13 protein-coding genes and 1 pseudogene are annotated in these 17,654 nt (G+C 41.2%); 7 read left to right on the plus strand and 7 right to left on the minus strand.

The genetic code is table 11. From position 1 onward, the window contains the following. Window positions 1-33 precede the first annotated feature (33 nt). From J7E77_RS23565 to J7E77_RS23575, 3 genes are all read right to left on the minus strand, one after another. Window positions 34-3,156 (minus strand): efflux RND transporter permease subunit, encoded by a 3,123-nt coding sequence (locus J7E77_RS23565; RefSeq protein WP_214717265.1) that lies wholly within the window; start codon window positions 3,154-3,156, stop codon window positions 34-36. 167 nt (window positions 3,157-3,323) lie between these two features. Then, a complete protein-coding gene (locus J7E77_RS23570) occupies window positions 3,324-5,681 on the minus strand; it encodes a bifunctional YncE family protein/alkaline phosphatase family protein (RefSeq protein WP_214717266.1) in 2,358 nt (785 codons plus the stop codon). A 326-nt stretch (window positions 5,682-6,007) separates the two neighbouring features. Then, window positions 6,008-6,175: a hypothetical protein gene (locus J7E77_RS23575; protein WP_214717267.1), complete on the minus strand. Its 168-nt coding sequence runs from the start codon at window positions 6,173-6,175 to the stop codon at window positions 6,008-6,010. Window positions 6,176-6,482: 307 nt separating this feature from the next. Here J7E77_RS23575 and J7E77_RS23580 point away from each other — a divergent pair, with 307 nt between their 5' ends. From J7E77_RS23580 to J7E77_RS23595, 4 genes and pseudogenes are all read left to right on the plus strand, one after another. Further along, window positions 6,483-6,986 carry an Lrp/AsnC family transcriptional regulator gene (locus tag J7E77_RS23580; protein ID WP_214717268.1) on the plus strand — a complete coding sequence of 168 codons (504 nt, stop codon included), beginning with the start codon at window positions 6,483-6,485 and terminating at the stop codon, window positions 6,984-6,986. Next, window positions 6,983-8,197, plus strand: a complete 1,215-nt coding sequence (locus J7E77_RS23585; protein WP_214717269.1) for an aminotransferase — start codon at window positions 6,983-6,985, stop codon at window positions 8,195-8,197. The genes J7E77_RS23580 and J7E77_RS23585 overlap by 4 nt, the downstream gene beginning before the upstream one ends. 195 nt (window positions 8,198-8,392) lie before the next feature. Next, window positions 8,393-9,901, plus strand: coding sequence for a sensor domain-containing diguanylate cyclase (locus J7E77_RS23590; protein ID WP_214717270.1), 1,509 nt, complete (start codon window positions 8,393-8,395; stop codon window positions 9,899-9,901). A 128-nt stretch (window positions 9,902-10,029) separates the two neighbouring features. After that, window positions 10,030-10,374 (plus strand): annotated as a pseudogene (locus tag J7E77_RS23595) (solute carrier family 23 protein); the annotation flags it as partial. A 96-nt stretch (window positions 10,375-10,470) separates the two neighbouring features. Here the strand turns inward: J7E77_RS23595 and J7E77_RS23600 are convergent. Beyond that, the gene (locus J7E77_RS23600; RefSeq protein WP_214717271.1) at window positions 10,471-10,662 is read right to left on the minus strand and encodes a hypothetical protein; all 192 of its coding nucleotides are present in this window, start codon (window positions 10,660-10,662) and stop codon (window positions 10,471-10,473) included. Window positions 10,663-10,991: 329 nt separating this feature from the next. Between J7E77_RS23600 and J7E77_RS23605 the strand changes: the two genes are divergently transcribed. The 3 genes from J7E77_RS23605 to J7E77_RS23620 all read left to right on the plus strand — a co-directional run bounded on the left by J7E77_RS23605 (window position 10,992) and on the right by J7E77_RS23620 (window position 14,376). Then, the gene (locus J7E77_RS23605) at window positions 10,992-11,801 is read left to right on the plus strand and encodes an N-acetylmuramoyl-L-alanine amidase (protein WP_214717272.1); all 810 of its coding nucleotides are present in this window, start codon (window positions 10,992-10,994) and stop codon (window positions 11,799-11,801) included. A 273-nt stretch (window positions 11,802-12,074) separates the two neighbouring features. Further along, complete coding sequence (locus J7E77_RS30870) at window positions 12,075-13,751, plus strand: N-acetylmuramoyl-L-alanine amidase (protein WP_251028168.1); 1,677 nt, start codon at window positions 12,075-12,077, stop codon at window positions 13,749-13,751. A 208-nt stretch (window positions 13,752-13,959) separates the two neighbouring features. Further along, on the plus strand, window positions 13,960-14,376 hold the full coding sequence (locus J7E77_RS23620; RefSeq protein ID WP_214717273.1) for a VanZ family protein: 417 nt from the start codon (window positions 13,960-13,962) through the stop codon (window positions 14,374-14,376). A 102-nt stretch (window positions 14,377-14,478) separates the two neighbouring features. On the opposite strand, the gene J7E77_RS30875 is transcribed toward J7E77_RS23620, so the two are convergent. From J7E77_RS30875 to J7E77_RS23635, 3 genes are all read right to left on the minus strand, one after another. Then, window positions 14,479-15,438: a L,D-transpeptidase family protein gene (locus J7E77_RS30875; RefSeq protein WP_251028169.1), complete on the minus strand. Its 960-nt coding sequence runs from the start codon at window positions 15,436-15,438 to the stop codon at window positions 14,479-14,481. A 136-nt stretch (window positions 15,439-15,574) separates the two neighbouring features. Beyond that, window positions 15,575-16,588, minus strand: coding sequence for an SIS domain-containing protein (locus J7E77_RS23630; protein WP_214717274.1), 1,014 nt, complete (start codon window positions 16,586-16,588; stop codon window positions 15,575-15,577). A 12-nt stretch (window positions 16,589-16,600) separates the two neighbouring features. Further along, window positions 16,601-17,614: an SIS domain-containing protein gene (locus tag J7E77_RS23635; RefSeq protein ID WP_214717275.1), complete on the minus strand. Its 1,014-nt coding sequence runs from the start codon at window positions 17,612-17,614 to the stop codon at window positions 16,601-16,603. Window positions 17,615-17,654: the final 40 nt, after the last annotated feature.

The raw sequence follows: 17,654 nt of genomic DNA on the forward strand, positions 1-17,654 counted from the left end.
TTCTTAAGCAGGTGATATTTGCTTTCTAGTATTTTAAGCTGATAAAGGGTGCTGCTTAGTCTTTATTTCTCTGACTTTTCCACTCAGCCAATCGTACATAATCGGGATCACCACGAGGCTAATCAGTGTCGAGCTAATCATGCCGCCCACGACCACAACACCAAGAGTTTGTGAAATAATCGTATTCCCGTTACCTGAGAAAGCTAAGGGAAGCAAGGTTAAGATGGTAGTTCCTGCAGTCATTAACACGGGTCGAACCCTTGTAGAGGTTCCTTCCAGAATCGCCTGCTTGGGCTCCATCCCTTCTGAAAGGTTACGTTCAATTTTATCGACAAGGACAATTCCGTTGGTGACGACAATACCAGCGAGCATCAATATTCCAATCAATGCGGCTAGATTCCACTCCATTCCGATGAAGGCCATGCTCCAAACCGATCCTATTAACGCCAAAGGAATGCACACGATGACCGAAACCGGTGCATGCCAGCCGCGAAAAACTGCACTTACAATCATCAGGACTAGCAAAAGAGACAGGGCCAGAGCAAGGCTCATCTCAATCACCATTTGCTTGACTTGCTGAGAGATCCCTCCAAGCGAATAGTCAATGCCAGAAGGCAGGTCCAAACCTTTCATTGTTTCATTTACTTGTTTTGTAACTTTTCCAATGTCGCGAGTAATAATATTTCCCGTCACGGCAGCAAATGGACGACCTTCCCGCTCACTGATCACCGTTTGGGAACTGATCTCCAAGGTTGTAATTTCCGCCAACGACACCTTTGAACCGTCCTTGGCAGTAAACATTTCATGGCCAATTTTTGATAGAATCGTTTTTTCAGGATCCGGGTCACCAGCTGCAACTAGACTTTCCTGATTGTCTAACCGAAGGGCAATTGGGGTAGTCAGGTCACCGTAGGAAACAGCCATCCTAACGTCTTTAGGTAAATAGCGATCAATCCGATTAAGAACTTCATCGACATTTATACCCAAGCGTTGAATTTCTTCCTGCTTAAGTGAAAGATAATGTTTCATTGATGTATCGGCATCATTTGCCGCTCCTTCAATACTTAAACCAGGGATCATCTGAAGTTTACTTCTTACCATAATGCTAGCTTTGGCAAGGTTTTGCTGGTCAGCCCCGGTTAAAATGACCTTTAAGCGGGAATCATCTCCAGAAATATTTTGATTAGAAACGGTATAGACGGCAGTTGTGGATAATCTGCCAAATTGCTGGCGCATTTTTTTTACAAATGAATCGATGTCGCTTTTATCTTTGATTCCAACTGAAATATTGGCAATATTCTGCTTTTGCATCCAACCGCCGCCTTCATCAAAGACATCATCAAACATCGGTGTAAATGTCGAACCGAGAGTCGAAGTGTAGGTATCTACCTCAGGATCATTTTTTAAGATGGTTTCGATATTTTTTACTTCCGCATCCACATCAGATAGCTGCACACCTTCAGGGAGCTCGACCTGGATGGCTATATCCTTTGAATTTCCTCTTGGAAAAAAGTTAACCGGCAGAAATACGGCTTCTGCTATGGTGATGGCAAAAAGCACCACAGCAAGTCCTACTACCACTTTTCTCCTCAGAAATGCCCAATGAAGAAGGTTTTGCGCCCTTTTCTCCATTTCTACTGACCTATTTATTGGAAATTCCTCCCATAATAAGTAAGCTAACGCTGGGACGACAATAATAGAAACGGCAAGAGATGTCACTAGGGCGATGACAACTGACCAGGCAAATCCAGAAAAAGCCGAACTAATCATCCCGCCGATGATACTAATTGGAAGAAACACAGCAACGGTGGTTGCAGTGGAGGAAACAATCGCTGGGATCATTTCCACTACCCCGCTAGCCAAGTTCCGAGCTGATATCTGTCCGTTGTATTTTTCCATTTGTTTCCTGTACATATTATCGATGACAACGATCGAATCATCTACGACTCGGCCCATCGCAACAATTAATCCAGAAATGGTTAAGATATTCAAACTAACATCCATCGCTTTTAAGATCGCTGTTGCACCAAGAAGGCAAATTGGCAAGGATAAGGCAATAATCAATGTCGACCGGACATTCCTGAAAAATAAAAATACACAGATGATCGAGAACAAAATCCCCAATAACCCCTCTTTAATCAGACCCTTCAAAGCAGCGTTTATGTCTTTTCCCTGGTCCAAAAGAATAGAAATATCGACTGTTCCTGACTTGATTTCTGGTATTTCTTTAATCCTTTCGTTGATTCGTTCAGTCACATCGGTAATGTTTGAAGAAGGTGTCTTTAAGACATCGAGCAGAACACTCGGCTGCCCTGCTGTTCTAGAAATCGTCTGTAAGTCAACAATACTGCTCTCAATGTCTGCTACTTCCTGTAAACTTACTGTGATCCCCCCGCTAACAGGAATCTTTACACTTTTTAAGTCATCACTATTAAGAGTCCAATCAGTCACACGGATTGGCATGGAGATTTGGCCATCAGGTCCGCCCTTTTCTTTGATGGTTCCCTGCGGCCATTCTGGATGAATGGAAGCAAGAGCATCTTGTACGTCTTTTATGGTTAACCCATATTTTTGGAGGGCATTTGCTTTCAAAGTCAACACGTATCCGGAAGTCCCTGCCCCGGTGACACGTACTTCTCTTACTCCTGGAACACGCTTGATTTCATTGGCCACTTGATCTTGAATAGATGTACGTAATTGATTTTCATCAATTTTTCCGGCAGCACTCGTCAAGCTTACTCGCATGACCGGAAAAGAGTTCGTACTGACCCGTGTAATCAACGGCGTTTTCACACCGTTCGGCAAGTTAATTTTATTAACCGCCGCCCTCACTTCAGTTTCTGCCTTTTCCATATCGGTGTGGCCTGGAAAATAGAGGCTCGCCATTAAACCGCCATCAAATGAGTTTGTTTCCAGATAATCAAGCTTATCAACAGATCCGACCGCTTCCTCAACCTTTGCGGTAAGGAGTTGTTTGACCTGATCAGATTGATATTGATCTGCTTGAATCGTGACCATTAGGGCAGTATTGTTGATCGGAGGTAAGTAATCCCGCTGCATCTGCACGGCAGACATGGCACCCCAGGCGATAATTAGAACCACACATGTTAGGATCAATACGGACCGTTTCATCGATCCTTCAATAAATCGAATCATTATTTAAACCATCCTTTTAAAATAGTAATTTTTATAATTGCAAAAATAAAAGGGTTACCCATAGTGTCTGGTCTCACTGACAGAATACTGTATTAAAAGTGGCGAATTTACAGCATTTTATGAATGGTGCCTGACACCCTGCTTTAGGGTCACCCTCCTTACATTATTTAATTATTCTTTTTTTCTCCTGGATAAGGTTTATCACCTTTTGTAGCTTTCCAGAGAATCTTGTTCAATTTTTCCGAATCGGCATGGTCAACTCCAGAGAAATCTAGTTTTTTAGATTCTTGAGCCATCGGTGCCGTTTCTCCATTTTTACGATCAAGTGGATAAGTTGGTTCTTCCACCTTAAATGGAGAAAAGTTAGGTTTCTGGGTGAACGAATTGACCATTGGCACCGCTGATGCATCAAACTGTGTCATAGGTTTCATACCTAAAATCATTTCCATCGTGCGAAGCATCGATGTTGTATCATACATGGTGCTGTCTACTCTGCCTGTTTGGGTGTAAGGGCTGATCACAAGTGATGTAGTCCGGTGAGCGTCCACTGAATCCCAACCATTCTGTGCATCATCTTCGGTAACAAAAATAGCAGTATCCTTCCAATAAGAAGAGTTACTAACCATATCGACAAGTTGACCAAGCGCATAATCGTTTTGTGCCACCATGGCTTGTGGTGTTAGTTCTCCTGGTTTTGTTCCAAGGGTATGGTCGTTAGGCAGGCGAACGATTTGCAGCTGTGGCAGATTCCCATTCGCTTCATATTGCTTAAATTCTTCTTTCCACGCATCTAAGCGGGTAAGATCTGAAATTTTAAGATTATAGGAAGGGTAGTCAGGGTCAAAATTATTGCCCATGCTAGCTTCAGCTGCTACATATTTCCCTGTATTTTTGTCATAATTGACGAATTCACCATAGCTTCTGAATGATACACCCGAGCGACTTGCATTCGTCCATAAGAATCCCGCTTTTGGATAGGCCGCTTCATTGCCTCCTTCAAAGTCATAGCCGCGGTTACGACCTGAATAGTTTGCAAGCCAGTTTTTCTCTACATAGTCGTTGGACTGTGCAGCGGTAGACCAGTTATGTCCCTGAGCACTGATTTCAGCATTCGCATAAAAATTGTCTAATAAAACGAATTGATCGGCCAGCTTATGAATATTCGGTGTAATATCTTTACCAAAGATGGTTAAGCTCGGGTCGCCATTTCCTTTTTCCATATCGCCAAATACTTGGTCATACGTACGATTTTCCTTGATAACATAAATGACATGCTTAATCGGTGATTCTTGTCCTTCAAAGCGCGGGATTGGGAATTTTTCACTTCCACTGAATCCTGTTGGTTTATATACTTCATTATTCTTTTCTACTTGTTTCGTATATTTCTTCAGCTGTTTATCATCCGGAACATCGATAAAAGACATGGTTCCTTTCATCATATTACCGATGTACTGGCCTTCTCGGTTGGAACCAGCACCAAGGCCCTTGGCATTCAAAACCATCAATTTGTCATCATGTAAATAGATACCACTTGGATACCAGGCGGTTGGAATTAACCCCTTCACTTCTCCTTTTTGCAGGTCAATGACCGCTACGTCGTTATTTCCACCGTTGGTAACGTATAAAGTTTTGCTATCCTCGCTTAATGTTAGAGCATTAGGCTGGCTTCCCGCAGGAGCATTTTTATATGGGCTAAGCGAAATGGTTTTGATTTCTTTTTGTTGTTTCGTGTCGATGATTGAAACGGAATCGCTGTCGGAATTGGATACATAGATCATGCCGTTCGCCGCATTTTCAATAATCGCATTCGGATGCAGCCCTACTGGAATGGTGCCTTTGATCGTCAGCGTTTCTGGATCGACCACACTAATGCTGCTTTCACCCCAGTTGCTGACATAAAGGGATTTCCCATCATTGCTCATTACAGCTGCATACGGATGTTTCCCAACAGCGGTTGTCTTTACGATTTGATTTGTGGCAAGGTCTATTTTTGAAACGGAATGATTTAAATTATTCGCAACAAAGAGCGACTTTCCATCCCTTGAAACGGAAATTCCAGCAGGATAAAAGTTTGTTTTGCTACTATCTTTAAGCATAATTGGAGATTGTTCAGTTAACGTTCCATTTTCAAATCCATAGACACGGATCTTGTTATTCCCTCCTGCTGATGCATAGACGGTTTTTCCATCGCTGCTAAATGCGACCCCAAAATAGAGGGATTCAGGAGATTTGTATGGAATGGTCTGTACGACCTTCTGGGTGTTAACGTCAACCACTTGAAGAGATTGTTCCCCTTGTCCATCGTTGGAAACAATAAGATAACGGTGATCCGGGCTTAATACACCACCCATTGGGAAATCACCAAGCGTTACTTGGTTACCAGAAGGAGTAACGGGCCACCCATGAGAGGTAACTGCCGTTCCATCTGCCTTAGGTCCAACAAATTGTGTGTAACCTGCATAGGCTGACGTTGAACCAAGAAGCAAAGTAGCCAGCGATGCTGCCAGTATCTTTTTGCGTTTCATAAAAACATCTCCTTATTAATATGTAGTCCTTACACGCTCCATCCTACTCCCGCTTTGTAAAATAGAAGTTAAGTAGAGTTAAAGAAATATAAAGAAAAATAGGAAAATTTTAGGGTTGTTTTTTTCTCATTTAGTAGTTTTAACTCAGTCGACATCTGCCTATATGCCCAGAAAAAATAAGTAAAAAAAACAAGGTGCCTAAAAGTTTAGGTCACCCTGTTAGCTGCTCTTTTTAATCCAGTAGAAATTTCGTTTTTACATACGAGTTTCCCAGTTAGAGCATGATTTATTGTAAATTCTGATTGGTTACTTTTTTATTATTTCCCTTATTTTCCTGACTCTTGTTCAGTTCCGCTGTCTGGGGAACCAGTATCGCCTGAATCTTGATTTTGCTCTGTATCCGCATCTGTCTTTGTATTGCTACAACCTGAGGCAACTCCTACCAACATGAAAGACGCCATTAACACTAACATCCAATTTTTTAGATCCTTCATTTTTTCTTCCTCCTTGATTGTTTCAAATTTTAGTACAATCTCATGATATAAAAATCTGTGAGAAAAAGAAGAAGAATCACTCATTCTTTACAATCATTAACTAATTATTTATAATTTTCACAATAATTTAGCAAAACGTTTAAATAGACTAGTCCATTTCAACCTTTCTTTTTTTATCTGCTAATCCATTGTTCTTATAATTCTTAAATGATTTTAAAAAAATCGAATAATCACTCCACTTTCATTTGAGTTAAAAAGCTTCCTCCTATAAAATCATTAATATGAAATATAAATTTGGAGGCACCCGATGAAATTAAGTAATGAAGAACTCGAAATATTAAGACTGATCGAAGAAAATCACAAAATCTCAGAAGAAACAATCGCCTTAATGGTGATGAGCAGCGAAGAAACCGTAAGAAATATCATTAAAAAATTAGAAGAAGAAAAAGTAATTGTCAGTTACCCGGCCTTAATCGATTGGAGCAAAGTCGAGGGGCAGGAAAATATCATTGCGATGATCGATGTTAAAGTAACACCGAAGCGCGGAGTTGGATTCGATGAGGTCGCCGAAAGAATTTATCGTTTTCCAGAGGTAACATCTCTTTACCTCATGAGTGGTGCCTACGATTTATCGATCACCATTGAAGGTCAAACCATGAATCAAATCGCGTCCTTTGTATCGGAAAAACTATCAACGATTGATAATGTCATTTCAACCACAACCCATTTCATGTTAAAAAAATACAAACATGATGGGGTGATTTTTGGCGGCGGCGATGAGAAAGACAGGAGAATGGTGATTACACCATGAGAAAAGATTACTCCCACTATATATCTGAAACTGCTAGAGAATTACAGCCATCTGGGATCAGAAAATTCTTCGATTTAGCTGCCGGTATGAAAGACGTGATTTCTTTAGGCGTTGGCGAACCAGACTTCATTACGCCTTGGAACATTAGAGAGGCCGCCATTTTATCGCTGGAACAAGGCAATACCGCCTATACCGCGAATCCTGGCTTACTAGAATTGCGGCAGGAGATCTCTAATTATCTCGGAACAAGATTTGCAGTCAATTATGATCCAACAAACCAAATTATCGTCACTGTCGGAGCAAGCCAGGCAATCGACCTAGCCTTTCGCGCCATTCTAAACCAGGGTGATGAAGTATTGATTGTTGAACCAGCGTTTGTTTCTTATGCTCCCTTGGTTTCGATTGCCGGCGGGACACCAATCGCCATTTCTACCTCGCCTGCGAATGGTTTTAAATTAACACCCGAGCAGTTAGAAGGGGAAATTACAGAAAAAACGAAAGCCATTTTGTTTTGCTCGCCCAACAATCCAACGGGCAGTACCCTAAACAAAGAAGAACTGAAAGAAATTGCCGCCATTGTTGAAAAACATGATTTAATTGTTATTTCCGACGAGATCTATGCAGAATTAACCTATGAAGAAACGTATACAAGCTTTGCAACAATTGAAGGCATGTACGAGCGAACGATTTTAATCAATGGATTCTCAAAAGGCTTTGCGATGACCGGCTGGAGATTAGGCATGCTCGCTGCCCCTAAGGAATTTGTTGAGGTCATGTTGAAAATTTTTCAATATACGACGATGTGTGCTCCGACCATGCTCCAATACGGCGCTATTGAAGCACTAAGGAATACTTTTCATGAAGTAGAAGCGATGAAACGAAGCTATCGAATGAGACGGAACTATGTCGTGCATACCTTGAATAAAATCGGCTTGGACTGTCACACACCTGGGGGAGCCTTTTATGTCTTTCCTTCGATCAAAGCAACTGGCCTCAGTTCCGAACAATTCGCCGAAGAACTACTGATGAAGGAAAAAGTCGCAGTCGTGCCCGGCAATGTGTTTGGAGAAAGTGGAGAAGGTTATATTCGCTGTTCCTACGCAGCCTCCATGCCACAGCTGCAAGAAGCCCTGAAAAGAATCCAGAGATTTATCGAGTCAAAGGGCATCTACGGCGAAAAACGAACAGAAGAAATAAAACTAAACCAATAAATCACAAACCGTAAAAGCCCAATTGCTGTATCGTCTACCTACAAGCGATGGGGCTTTTTTTCATGTTTTAAGTGGTGCCTGACACCAATATTTTATAGGCATATTTTGTTAGTGCCTGACACCGCTTTTTTTATGACAGACCTTCCAATCTATGCTAAAATACTCGAGGTAATGGTAAAAAAAGGGGTGAACTATTTGTGGTCCTTTTCAATCAATCTTTTTAATAGAAAGAATAAGAATTCTCCTCCGAATCAAGAGTTTATTCATAGTAACTACGATGTATTATTTGAGCGAATTACGCTCGTTTCTTATATGTTAATCTCTACTTATCCTTGTTTTTTCATCGTTGACTTTTTCCTGTTTAATAAACTGAGCAGCCCTACATTTAAATTCAATCTTTCTGCCATTCACATCATTGGTCTTATCATCTCCCTTTTGTTTCTATTCATTTATCATTTTTATAAAAATATTTCCAAGGGGTTCGCTGTTACTAGTTATATCCTTTTCTATTTATTAATCGGGGCAGCCTCTTCTATTAATAGTCAATTATTTACTGGAAATATATACTCCTATATCATTATTTTATTAGGAGTTGCCGTCTTCTTCCCAGTACAGCCAAGAAACGTATTGATCCTGTTTTTGGGTATACATATATTTTTCATTACAGGTTTATATCTTATCGAACATGAGCACTTCTCATTTTTATCAAAGTTGATTAATTCAACTGGAACCGTCGTCATTTCTTTCATGATTGCCCTATCATTCTATTCATTTCGTAAAAATGATTTTTCAAACAAAATGAAACTAGAAAGAAATGAGGAAAATTTCAGGCGTCTATTCAACCTAAATCCGAACCCGATCATCCTTAAAAAGCTAGAGAATGATGAAATTTTGCTGATGAATAAACACGCCATTGAATACTACCAACTCCAAGGTAACGATATGACTCAAATAGACGGAAAATTCTTGTTTCAAAACATCGGAGAAAAACTAGACATCCTAAAGCGTCTGGAAGAGCAAAAAAGTATTAAAAACTTTTGCGTGGAGCAACAAATCACTCCTGATATCCGGAAATGGGTCATGTTGAGTTTAGAATTGATAGATTACTTGGATGAAGCTTGTATCCTGATCGGCGTCACTGACATCACCGACCTGAAAAAAAATGAGGAAGAACTTTTTAAACACGCTTCTTATGACATGCTTACTGGAGTGTTAAATCGAAGAAGTGGGATGGAATTGCTTAGTAGGCATATGAGCGGCGAGGCAGAATCTCAAGAATTCATTATCTGCTATATTGATATTAACGATTTAAAAATAACCAATGATCTTTTCGGCCACTCAACAGGTGATGACTTAATTAAGACTTGCTGCGACACGATTAATCGTCATATTACAAACAATGACGTATTATTTCGATTAGGCGGAGATGAATTTATCATTGTCTTCTTTCAAAAGCAGATGAAGGACGCCCGGCAGCTGGTGAAAAACATTAAGCGTGGGTTCGAGGATATTAATGTTACCCATCAAAAGCCTTATTCAATTTCTGCTTGTTACGGTTTTTATCACTATAAACCCGGAACCGAAATAACGCTTGAAAAAATTCTCGAAATGGCCGACCAGGAGATGTACAAAGAAAAGTTCGTTCACAAAAATAAATTCACGAGTCCAGCCCCTACCCCTAGCTTGGAAAAGACATTTATTTGAGCTAGAAAAGCGCAAGCGCCTTGTTCAGGAGCGACAGGCATAAGACGAGCCGGCGTGAAGGTTGCTTTTTAACCTTCAGGACGGATTGGCTTATGACCCCGAGCCCCTAGGCGCTGGAGCTAGACAGATCCCTAACGATTGCGATCCTGTTCATCCTGTCCGCCTTCTTTGGTCCACTCGTTAGTACGGTTTCCGGGATTTCTGCGATTACCGCACCGGCTTTAATCATTGTCGGCAGTCTAATGATGGGAAGCATAGCAAAAATCCGCTGGGACGAGCTGGATGAAGCCTTCCCTGCTTTTTTGACCGTCTTGAGCATGCCGCTCACATCAAGCATCGCAACAGGGATCGCACTTGGTTTCATCAGCTACCCGCTTTTAAAACTGGTTAAAGGTAAGTGGCGTGAAATTCATCCATTGCTGTACGTGTTCGCTGTCTTGTTCTTTATCCAACTTGCATTTTTACAACATTAATATAAAAAGCGCTCCTTCACAGTGATGAAGGAGCGCTTTTCAATTGTAAAAGAGTGTCAGGCACCAATTTGGTGCCTGACACTCTTTTTATGTTACCTATTTTTTAGGAAGATCAAGTGCTTGGTACGCTAATTGATACTTTCCGCCGTCTGCCACTTCTGAATGGTACAATGCCTTTAGGGCAGTATTTTTCTCAAGCCCGTGTTCTACTTTTAACTCTTTAAAGCGTGTATGCAATTCTTTATTATCCTTAATTAGCTGCTGCATTTGTGATTTCAAATACTTCATAAGATGATTAACTCCTTTCAGAAACCAAATCCGTTCCCCAAGTATAGCATTAATCAACTTTATTTAAATAAATCATCCCATATTTATTTTCTCTGACCGTGTCCCTTTTGCCGACTTTTTTCTATATAGAGCGTAATAGGAGGTGGAGGTTTCGGTCACTTAAAGGCTCTCTTTCTTACCGAAGACTGGTACAATTACATTTTCGGTAACTAAGAAAATCTACTGTTGGTGAAATCCTGCAATAATTACTGTGACAAGCACACGTACCTATTTGTCCATACTGACATAGCATGTATATATAATCAAATTTTAGAAATGGAGAGGATGAAATGAAGCTTTATTTAGACCCAGGTCATGGCGGACAAGATCCCGGTGCCCAAGGTCATGGATTAGATGAAAAAGATGTGACGTTAGCTATCGCGCTCAAACTACGGTCCATTTTACAAAATGATTATGAAAACATTGAGGTAAAAATGAGCAGGAGCAGCGACACCACAAAAAGCTTAAGTCAGCGATCGAGTGAGGCCAATGCTTGGGGAGCAGATTTTTTCTTGGCCATTCACGTCAATTCTGGACCAAGTACAGCACTGGGTTATGAGGACTTTATTTACAGCGGCTTGTCTAACACTTCTAAGACAGCCCAATATCAAGATATCATCCATGCCGAAGTAATGAAGGTGAATCAACTGAAAGACCGCGGCCAGAAAAAGGCTAACTTCCATGTGTTACGTGAATCAAACATGCCAGCACTGCTATCGGAAAATGGATTTATCAGTAACGACCATGACGCCGCATTAATGAAACAGTCTTCTTGGATCCAAAAAGTAGCTCAAGGTCACGCCAACGGAATGGCCAAAGCCTTTGGCCTAAAACGTAAACCAATCGATCCGCCGAAACCAGATTCCGGGACGCTTTTCAAAGTAATTGCCGGTTCATTCAAATCAAAAGAAAATGCGGACGAGCGAGTAGACCAACTCAAGGCAAAAGGCATCGAATCGTTCGTAGATACCACAAAAATAGCGGGCGAAACATGGTACCGAGTTCAAGCTGGAGCCTTTTCCAACCGAGAAAATGCCGAAGACCGCTTAGCTGAAGTAAAAAAAGCCGGAATCAACGATGCCTTCCTAGTTGCAGAATAAGCAGGCATTTAATGTGGCATTTATGGTATCACAATTATGGTGTTACAGTTATGGTGTTACAGTTATGGTGTCAGGCACCACCCGTGGACACTTGTCCGCCACAGAAGGACAACCATTGCGAAGGATATTGCCCTACAAAAGTCCCCTTAATGGCGAATAGCTGGGAGGCCTTTTGTAGGGTTTTTCTTCTTTAACTGTTCAGATAGAAGCCATTGGATTGGATTTGCCATAACATATATATGAATGTATTTTAAATGAAATGGAGGAGTAAGTATGAAGCTGTATTTAGACTCTGGTCATGGCGGTGATGATCCCGGAGCCCAAGGGAATGGCCTGGATGAAAAAGATATTACCCTAGCTATTGCGCTTAAAATACGAAATACCATCCTAAAGGATTTTGAAAACGTTCAAGTTAAGATGAGTCGTACAAGCGATACCACCAAAAGCTTAGCACAGCGCTCAAGCGAAGCCAACGCCTGGGACGCAGACTTTTTCCTGGCTATTCACGTCAATTCTGCTGACAGTTCAGCCCAAGGATATGAGGATTTTATATACAATGGCGCCTCTAACTCAAGTAGAGCAGCCACAGTCCAAGATATCATTCATGCGGAAGTGATGAAAGTGAATCAGCTAAAAGACCGCGGGCAAAAAAAGGCCAATTTCCATGTAATAAGAGAAACAAATATGCCAGCAATCCTAACGGAAAACGGCTTTATCAGTAATAAACATGACGCCCAATTAATGAAAGATTCATCCTGGCAGCAAAAAGTAGCTCAAGGCCATGTCAACGGAATTGCAAAGGCCTTTGGTCTGAAACGCAAAGAAAAGAAGGAAACGCAGAAAACCACAACCGCAACTAAAACAACAACTACATCGAAAACACCCCAATCTAGTTCAACAACAGTTTACACAGTCTATGTCGGATCCTATAAATCCAAAGAAAATGCACAAGACAGGGTAGCTGAACTGAAAAAGAAAAACATTAAAACTTCAATTGTTACCACTAAAATATCTGGAGCAACCTGGTACCGAGTGAAAGTAGCAACCTATACGACCAACGCAAACGCAGAAAAACGTCTCAAAGAAATCGAAAAAGCAGGATATAGGGATGCCTTTATAATTATTGAAAAAGCCAGTACAACGACTACTAAATCAGCTACTCAAAAACCAACTACGAGCACCAATAAATCAGCTGCCCAAAAGCCAACTACGAGCACCAATAAATCAGCTACCCAAAAGCCAACTACGAGTACCAGTAAATCAGCTACCCAAAAACCAACTACGAGCACCAGTAACTCGGCTGCTCAAAAACCAACCACAAGCACCAGTAAAACAACAACAGCAAAACCCGCCACAACCACCACCAGCAAAGAAACGAATACTGCAGGCGGCACGAATAAGAACACGAACCCAAGTCCGGCTCCAACCAACAGTACAAAAGAACCCCCCATCATCGCCGACCCCGGTCAATTTACCATTTTAGGTCCGACCTTCCTAACTCCGGAACAGATGAATCAATTTGTGAAAAAGGTCAATCCTAACGCGCCGGAATTAGGTCAATTTTACCAAGCATTAGGTAAATATTACGGCATTAGAGGTGATGTCGCCTTTGCACAAGCCATCCACGAAACAGACTATTTTCGGTTTACCGGAGTCGTCAACCCTGAACAAAACAACTACTCAGGGATAGGAGCAACTGGAGGAGATACTCGCGGAGCAAGCTTTGAAAATCAAGAAGAAGGTGTACTTGCACAACTTCAACACTTGTATGCCTATGCGACAGCGAAGCCACTTCCAGATCAATATCCATTGGTTGATCCCCGCTTTCATCTAGTCGACAGAGGATCTGCTCCAACATGGACCGCTTTAAACGGAAAATGGGCTGTTCCAGGTACCACATACGGGCAATCCATTCTAAATCTCTATGAAAAAATGATCCATTCCGGATAATTAATAGCTAGAGAAGCAACAACTCCAGCATCTTCCCAGATTGTCTTCCTCCATTTCAGTGACTTACTTGGATGATTTCCCCAAACGAAAGACCTCTTTTATTTTTAAAAGAGGTCTTTTCCTTTGTCAGATAGTTCATTCCGCCCCCTCGATTCGGTATATTACCGAAGAAACGAGACCACAATGATATAAAAAGGGAGGTCTCACCATGCGCGGAATATTTATTTTATTATGGGCAGCTGCAATCTTGATTTTGACCTGTACCGCCGATTTTTCTAAATTAATGGCATCTGGCGAAGTCCGCTTTGAGTGGGTCGGTCATCCGAATTTTTCTGATTTGCTATTCCCCTTACCGCTCGAGCTCAGCCGCGACTTCCTGCTTCAAAAATGTGGGCATGCCTTTGCCTTTCTCATTTTGACATTATTACTACAAACTAAATTCCATTCAAAAGCATTCATTCTTATTCTAGCTATTTCCTTTGCTTTGCTAACTGAAATCCTGCAATTATATTTCACTCGTGATGGAAGAATGTTTGATATCGGATTCGATCTAATCGGTATTCTTTTTGCATCAGGGACACGGAGTCTACTTACGGTGCACCAATCAAGGCAAACCGGGTTATAATGGAAGTTATTTATGTTAAAAAAGGCGAAAACCAATTAGTGGTTAACACCCTTGTTAAAAATGTAAATTCATAGCCTTTATAAAAGGGAAGTTCCAAAATGATCAACCCTCGATTTTGATAATCGGTTTACTTTTAGGATTTAACCATTTAATTACCTTCAATAGATCATTTTCAGAGATAGCCGTGCATCCCAATGTATAACGAGTGGACTTGTTTTTGATGTGTAAAAAGATAGCACTTCCAGCTCCATTAATCACAGGATCATCATTATAGCGAATCACCACCGCGTATTTGTAGAGCGGGTGAGTCAGCCGTTCATACGACTTCCATTTCCACGTGGGATTACCATTATATTGGACCCATTTGTTGTAGTCTTTCGATTTTGAGTAGTCGACCCAGTAATCGGTTTTAGTCGCTTTACGAAATGGGTATTTTATTCCAGAAGGTTTGGTTCCCCAGCCAAACGACGTTCCAAGCAAATACGTCCCTCTTGGTGTTAGGCTGTCTCCTTCCTTAGTTTTCCCGACTCCCTTTTTACCGACAATCGCTTGCATTGGAGAGGATATTTTCACCCATTTCCCGTTTTTCTTTTCATACCTTTGCAAGATGGCTTTTGTTTTATCGCGGGTTGAGGTCTTGACAACAATCATTTGTCCGGCAGCTTTTTCGAGATTCATTTCATGAACGCACACTGCTAATTGCCTCTGTCTTGTGGTTGCTTTTTCTAGTTTAACTTTCTGGTCACGTGCAACAAATAGCCCGTTTCCTAAATCTAATTGAGAAGTTTGGATCGCATAAACAGGAATTTTCTCACCGGCCCTTGCTGTTCTCACCGTGATTTTCTTGCTCCCATCGATTTTATAAAGAATGGTCTTTTTCAAAAAAGTTACCCTGCCAACCTGATAAGGCTTAATTGCTTCTTTCCCCCACATCACCTTTGTTCCGGCCTTTACGGCTGCACACGGATTATCTGCTGCAGAGGCTTCTTGCTGGTTAAACATCACCAACGCATAAAAAACGAACAAAATACGAATAATTTTTGATCCCTTTATTTTCCTCATTTGAAATGGTATCTCCTTGCTTATTTATAAAATATTGTTAATTATATACTAACATTAACACAGAATTTATAATGATTTAAACAGAAAAAAGCAGCCCTCATTAATGTGAAGGCCGCATCACAAAACAATTATTCTATCAAAATGGCACTTTTTTATAGTATCTCCTGGTTGTCAGCGGGTGGTCCCTTTGTTGTTCCAAATGACAGCTGACTCTCTCAAGGAAAGCCGCGCAGACAATCGGAGAGACAAGACTTCTTAACCCTTCAGAAATGCCAGCTAATTCATAATCCTTTGTATCAAAAACCGTTAATTCCTTCGTGTAATGCTCAGCAAAGCGCTCGACTCTCTCTGTGAGCGGACGGGATTTATCCTCCCCTTTTAGTAGAATAACACTCGTATCTTCCTCCACTAATTCCAATGTACCGTGGAAGAAATCGGACGCATGTACCGGCCGTGTTTTAATCCATTGCATTTCCTCTAAAATACACATGCCATAATAATAGGTTTGACCCCAATCGATACCTGTCCCCGTAAGGATATGGTATGGGGTCTCCTTATGTTTTCGGGCAAACTCGGCAGCCCTAGGTTCAACTACTTCCTTTACTTTTAGAAGTGCACTTGGTAAATGCATCATTTCCTCGACAAATTGTTGATATTGCGGGAATTCATTTCGCTTATACATCAAGCGGAACGCTAGTAAATAGGACTGGATATAAAACGATTCACAGGAGGTATCATCTGCCGCATAATTGACAAAGGTATAATCGGTTAAATTCGCTAACGGTGTAGCAGCATGACCCACTAAGCTAATCGTTGTCGCACCTTTTTCCTTACAGAACGCCGCCGCCTCCACTGTTTCTTTGGTCGTGCCAGACAAAGAAGGCAAAATAACTAATGAATGTTCATCTAAATGTTGATGATCCATCAACATTAATTCCGGAGCGATTTCCGTAAAAACAGGTAAAGTTGAATGAGTTTTTAAAATATATTCAGCCGGGTACATGAGAATGGCTGCTCCGCCAGTACCGACAAAGAATACATTTTTCAAACCTCTTTCCATCACCGAATCTATAGCCTGATCAAATTCATCCTTAAGAGACAGTGCTCCATTTTGGATGGCTAAATATCTTTTCACATCAAAGTTAAACAAACATCCCACCTCCTAATAGGCCATTTTACGGTAATATCTGCGAATCTCTAACGGATGATTTCTTTCCCTTTCAAGGTAAACGCTGATTCTGCCTGTTAGTGCCCAGTTAAGGCATACGGCAAAGTGCTTTCTGAATTCGTCACTAATCCCTTCCAATGGATAATCCTTTGTATCCAAGATGAACAATTCCTTTGTGATATTTTCTGCGAATCTTTCCACACGTTCCACCAATGGACGAGTTTCGTCTTCTCCTTTAAATAGAATGACACTTGTATCTTCCTCAACCAGCTCCAGCGTTCCGTGAAAAAATTCAGCTGCATGAATAGATTTGGACTTAATCCATTGCATTTCCTCTAAGATACACATGGCGTAGGAATACGTATTCCCCCAAAGGTTCCCCGCACCAACCAGCATATGGTAATCTGTATTTTTGTGCTTTATAGCGAATTGCTCAGCACGGGCATCGAAATCCTCGAGTGCATGAACAATACCTTGTGGTAAAAGGGCAATTTCTTTGGCAAACTGATCATATTGCGGAAATTCATCATTGTTATGAATAAAACGGAAAGTAAGCAATTGCAAATGAATAAAGAACGTGTCAAAGGAATGCTTTTCGTGACCAGTTGAGATGCAATAATCAACGGCTTCTGCCAATGGAGTGCCAAGTTCAGCCACTAAACCAATCGTTGTTGCCCCCATGCTCTTACAGAACTCGGCAGCAGCCACGGTTTCTTTTGTCGTTCCAGTAACAGAAGCAAAGATACAAACCGAATCCTTTGTCAGGTGGCGATTATTCATAACAAGGAGTTCAGCCGCAATCTCAGCATGAACCTCCAGCGATGAATTTGACTTTAAAATATACTCATATGGATACATCATCGCAATCGTCCCACCGGAACCGATCAGGAAAATATTCTTAAAACCTTTAGCCGAAATACCATCCACAACCCTCTCAATCTCTTCCCTCTTCCCCATCGCCTCTTGCCCAACTAACTGTAAATATAAATCAGCATCAAATTTCAACATCCAACATTACCTCCAAATTTAAATTAGAATTTTTGGGACT

This window comes from Bacillus sp. ISL-77, from assembly GCF_018613105.1.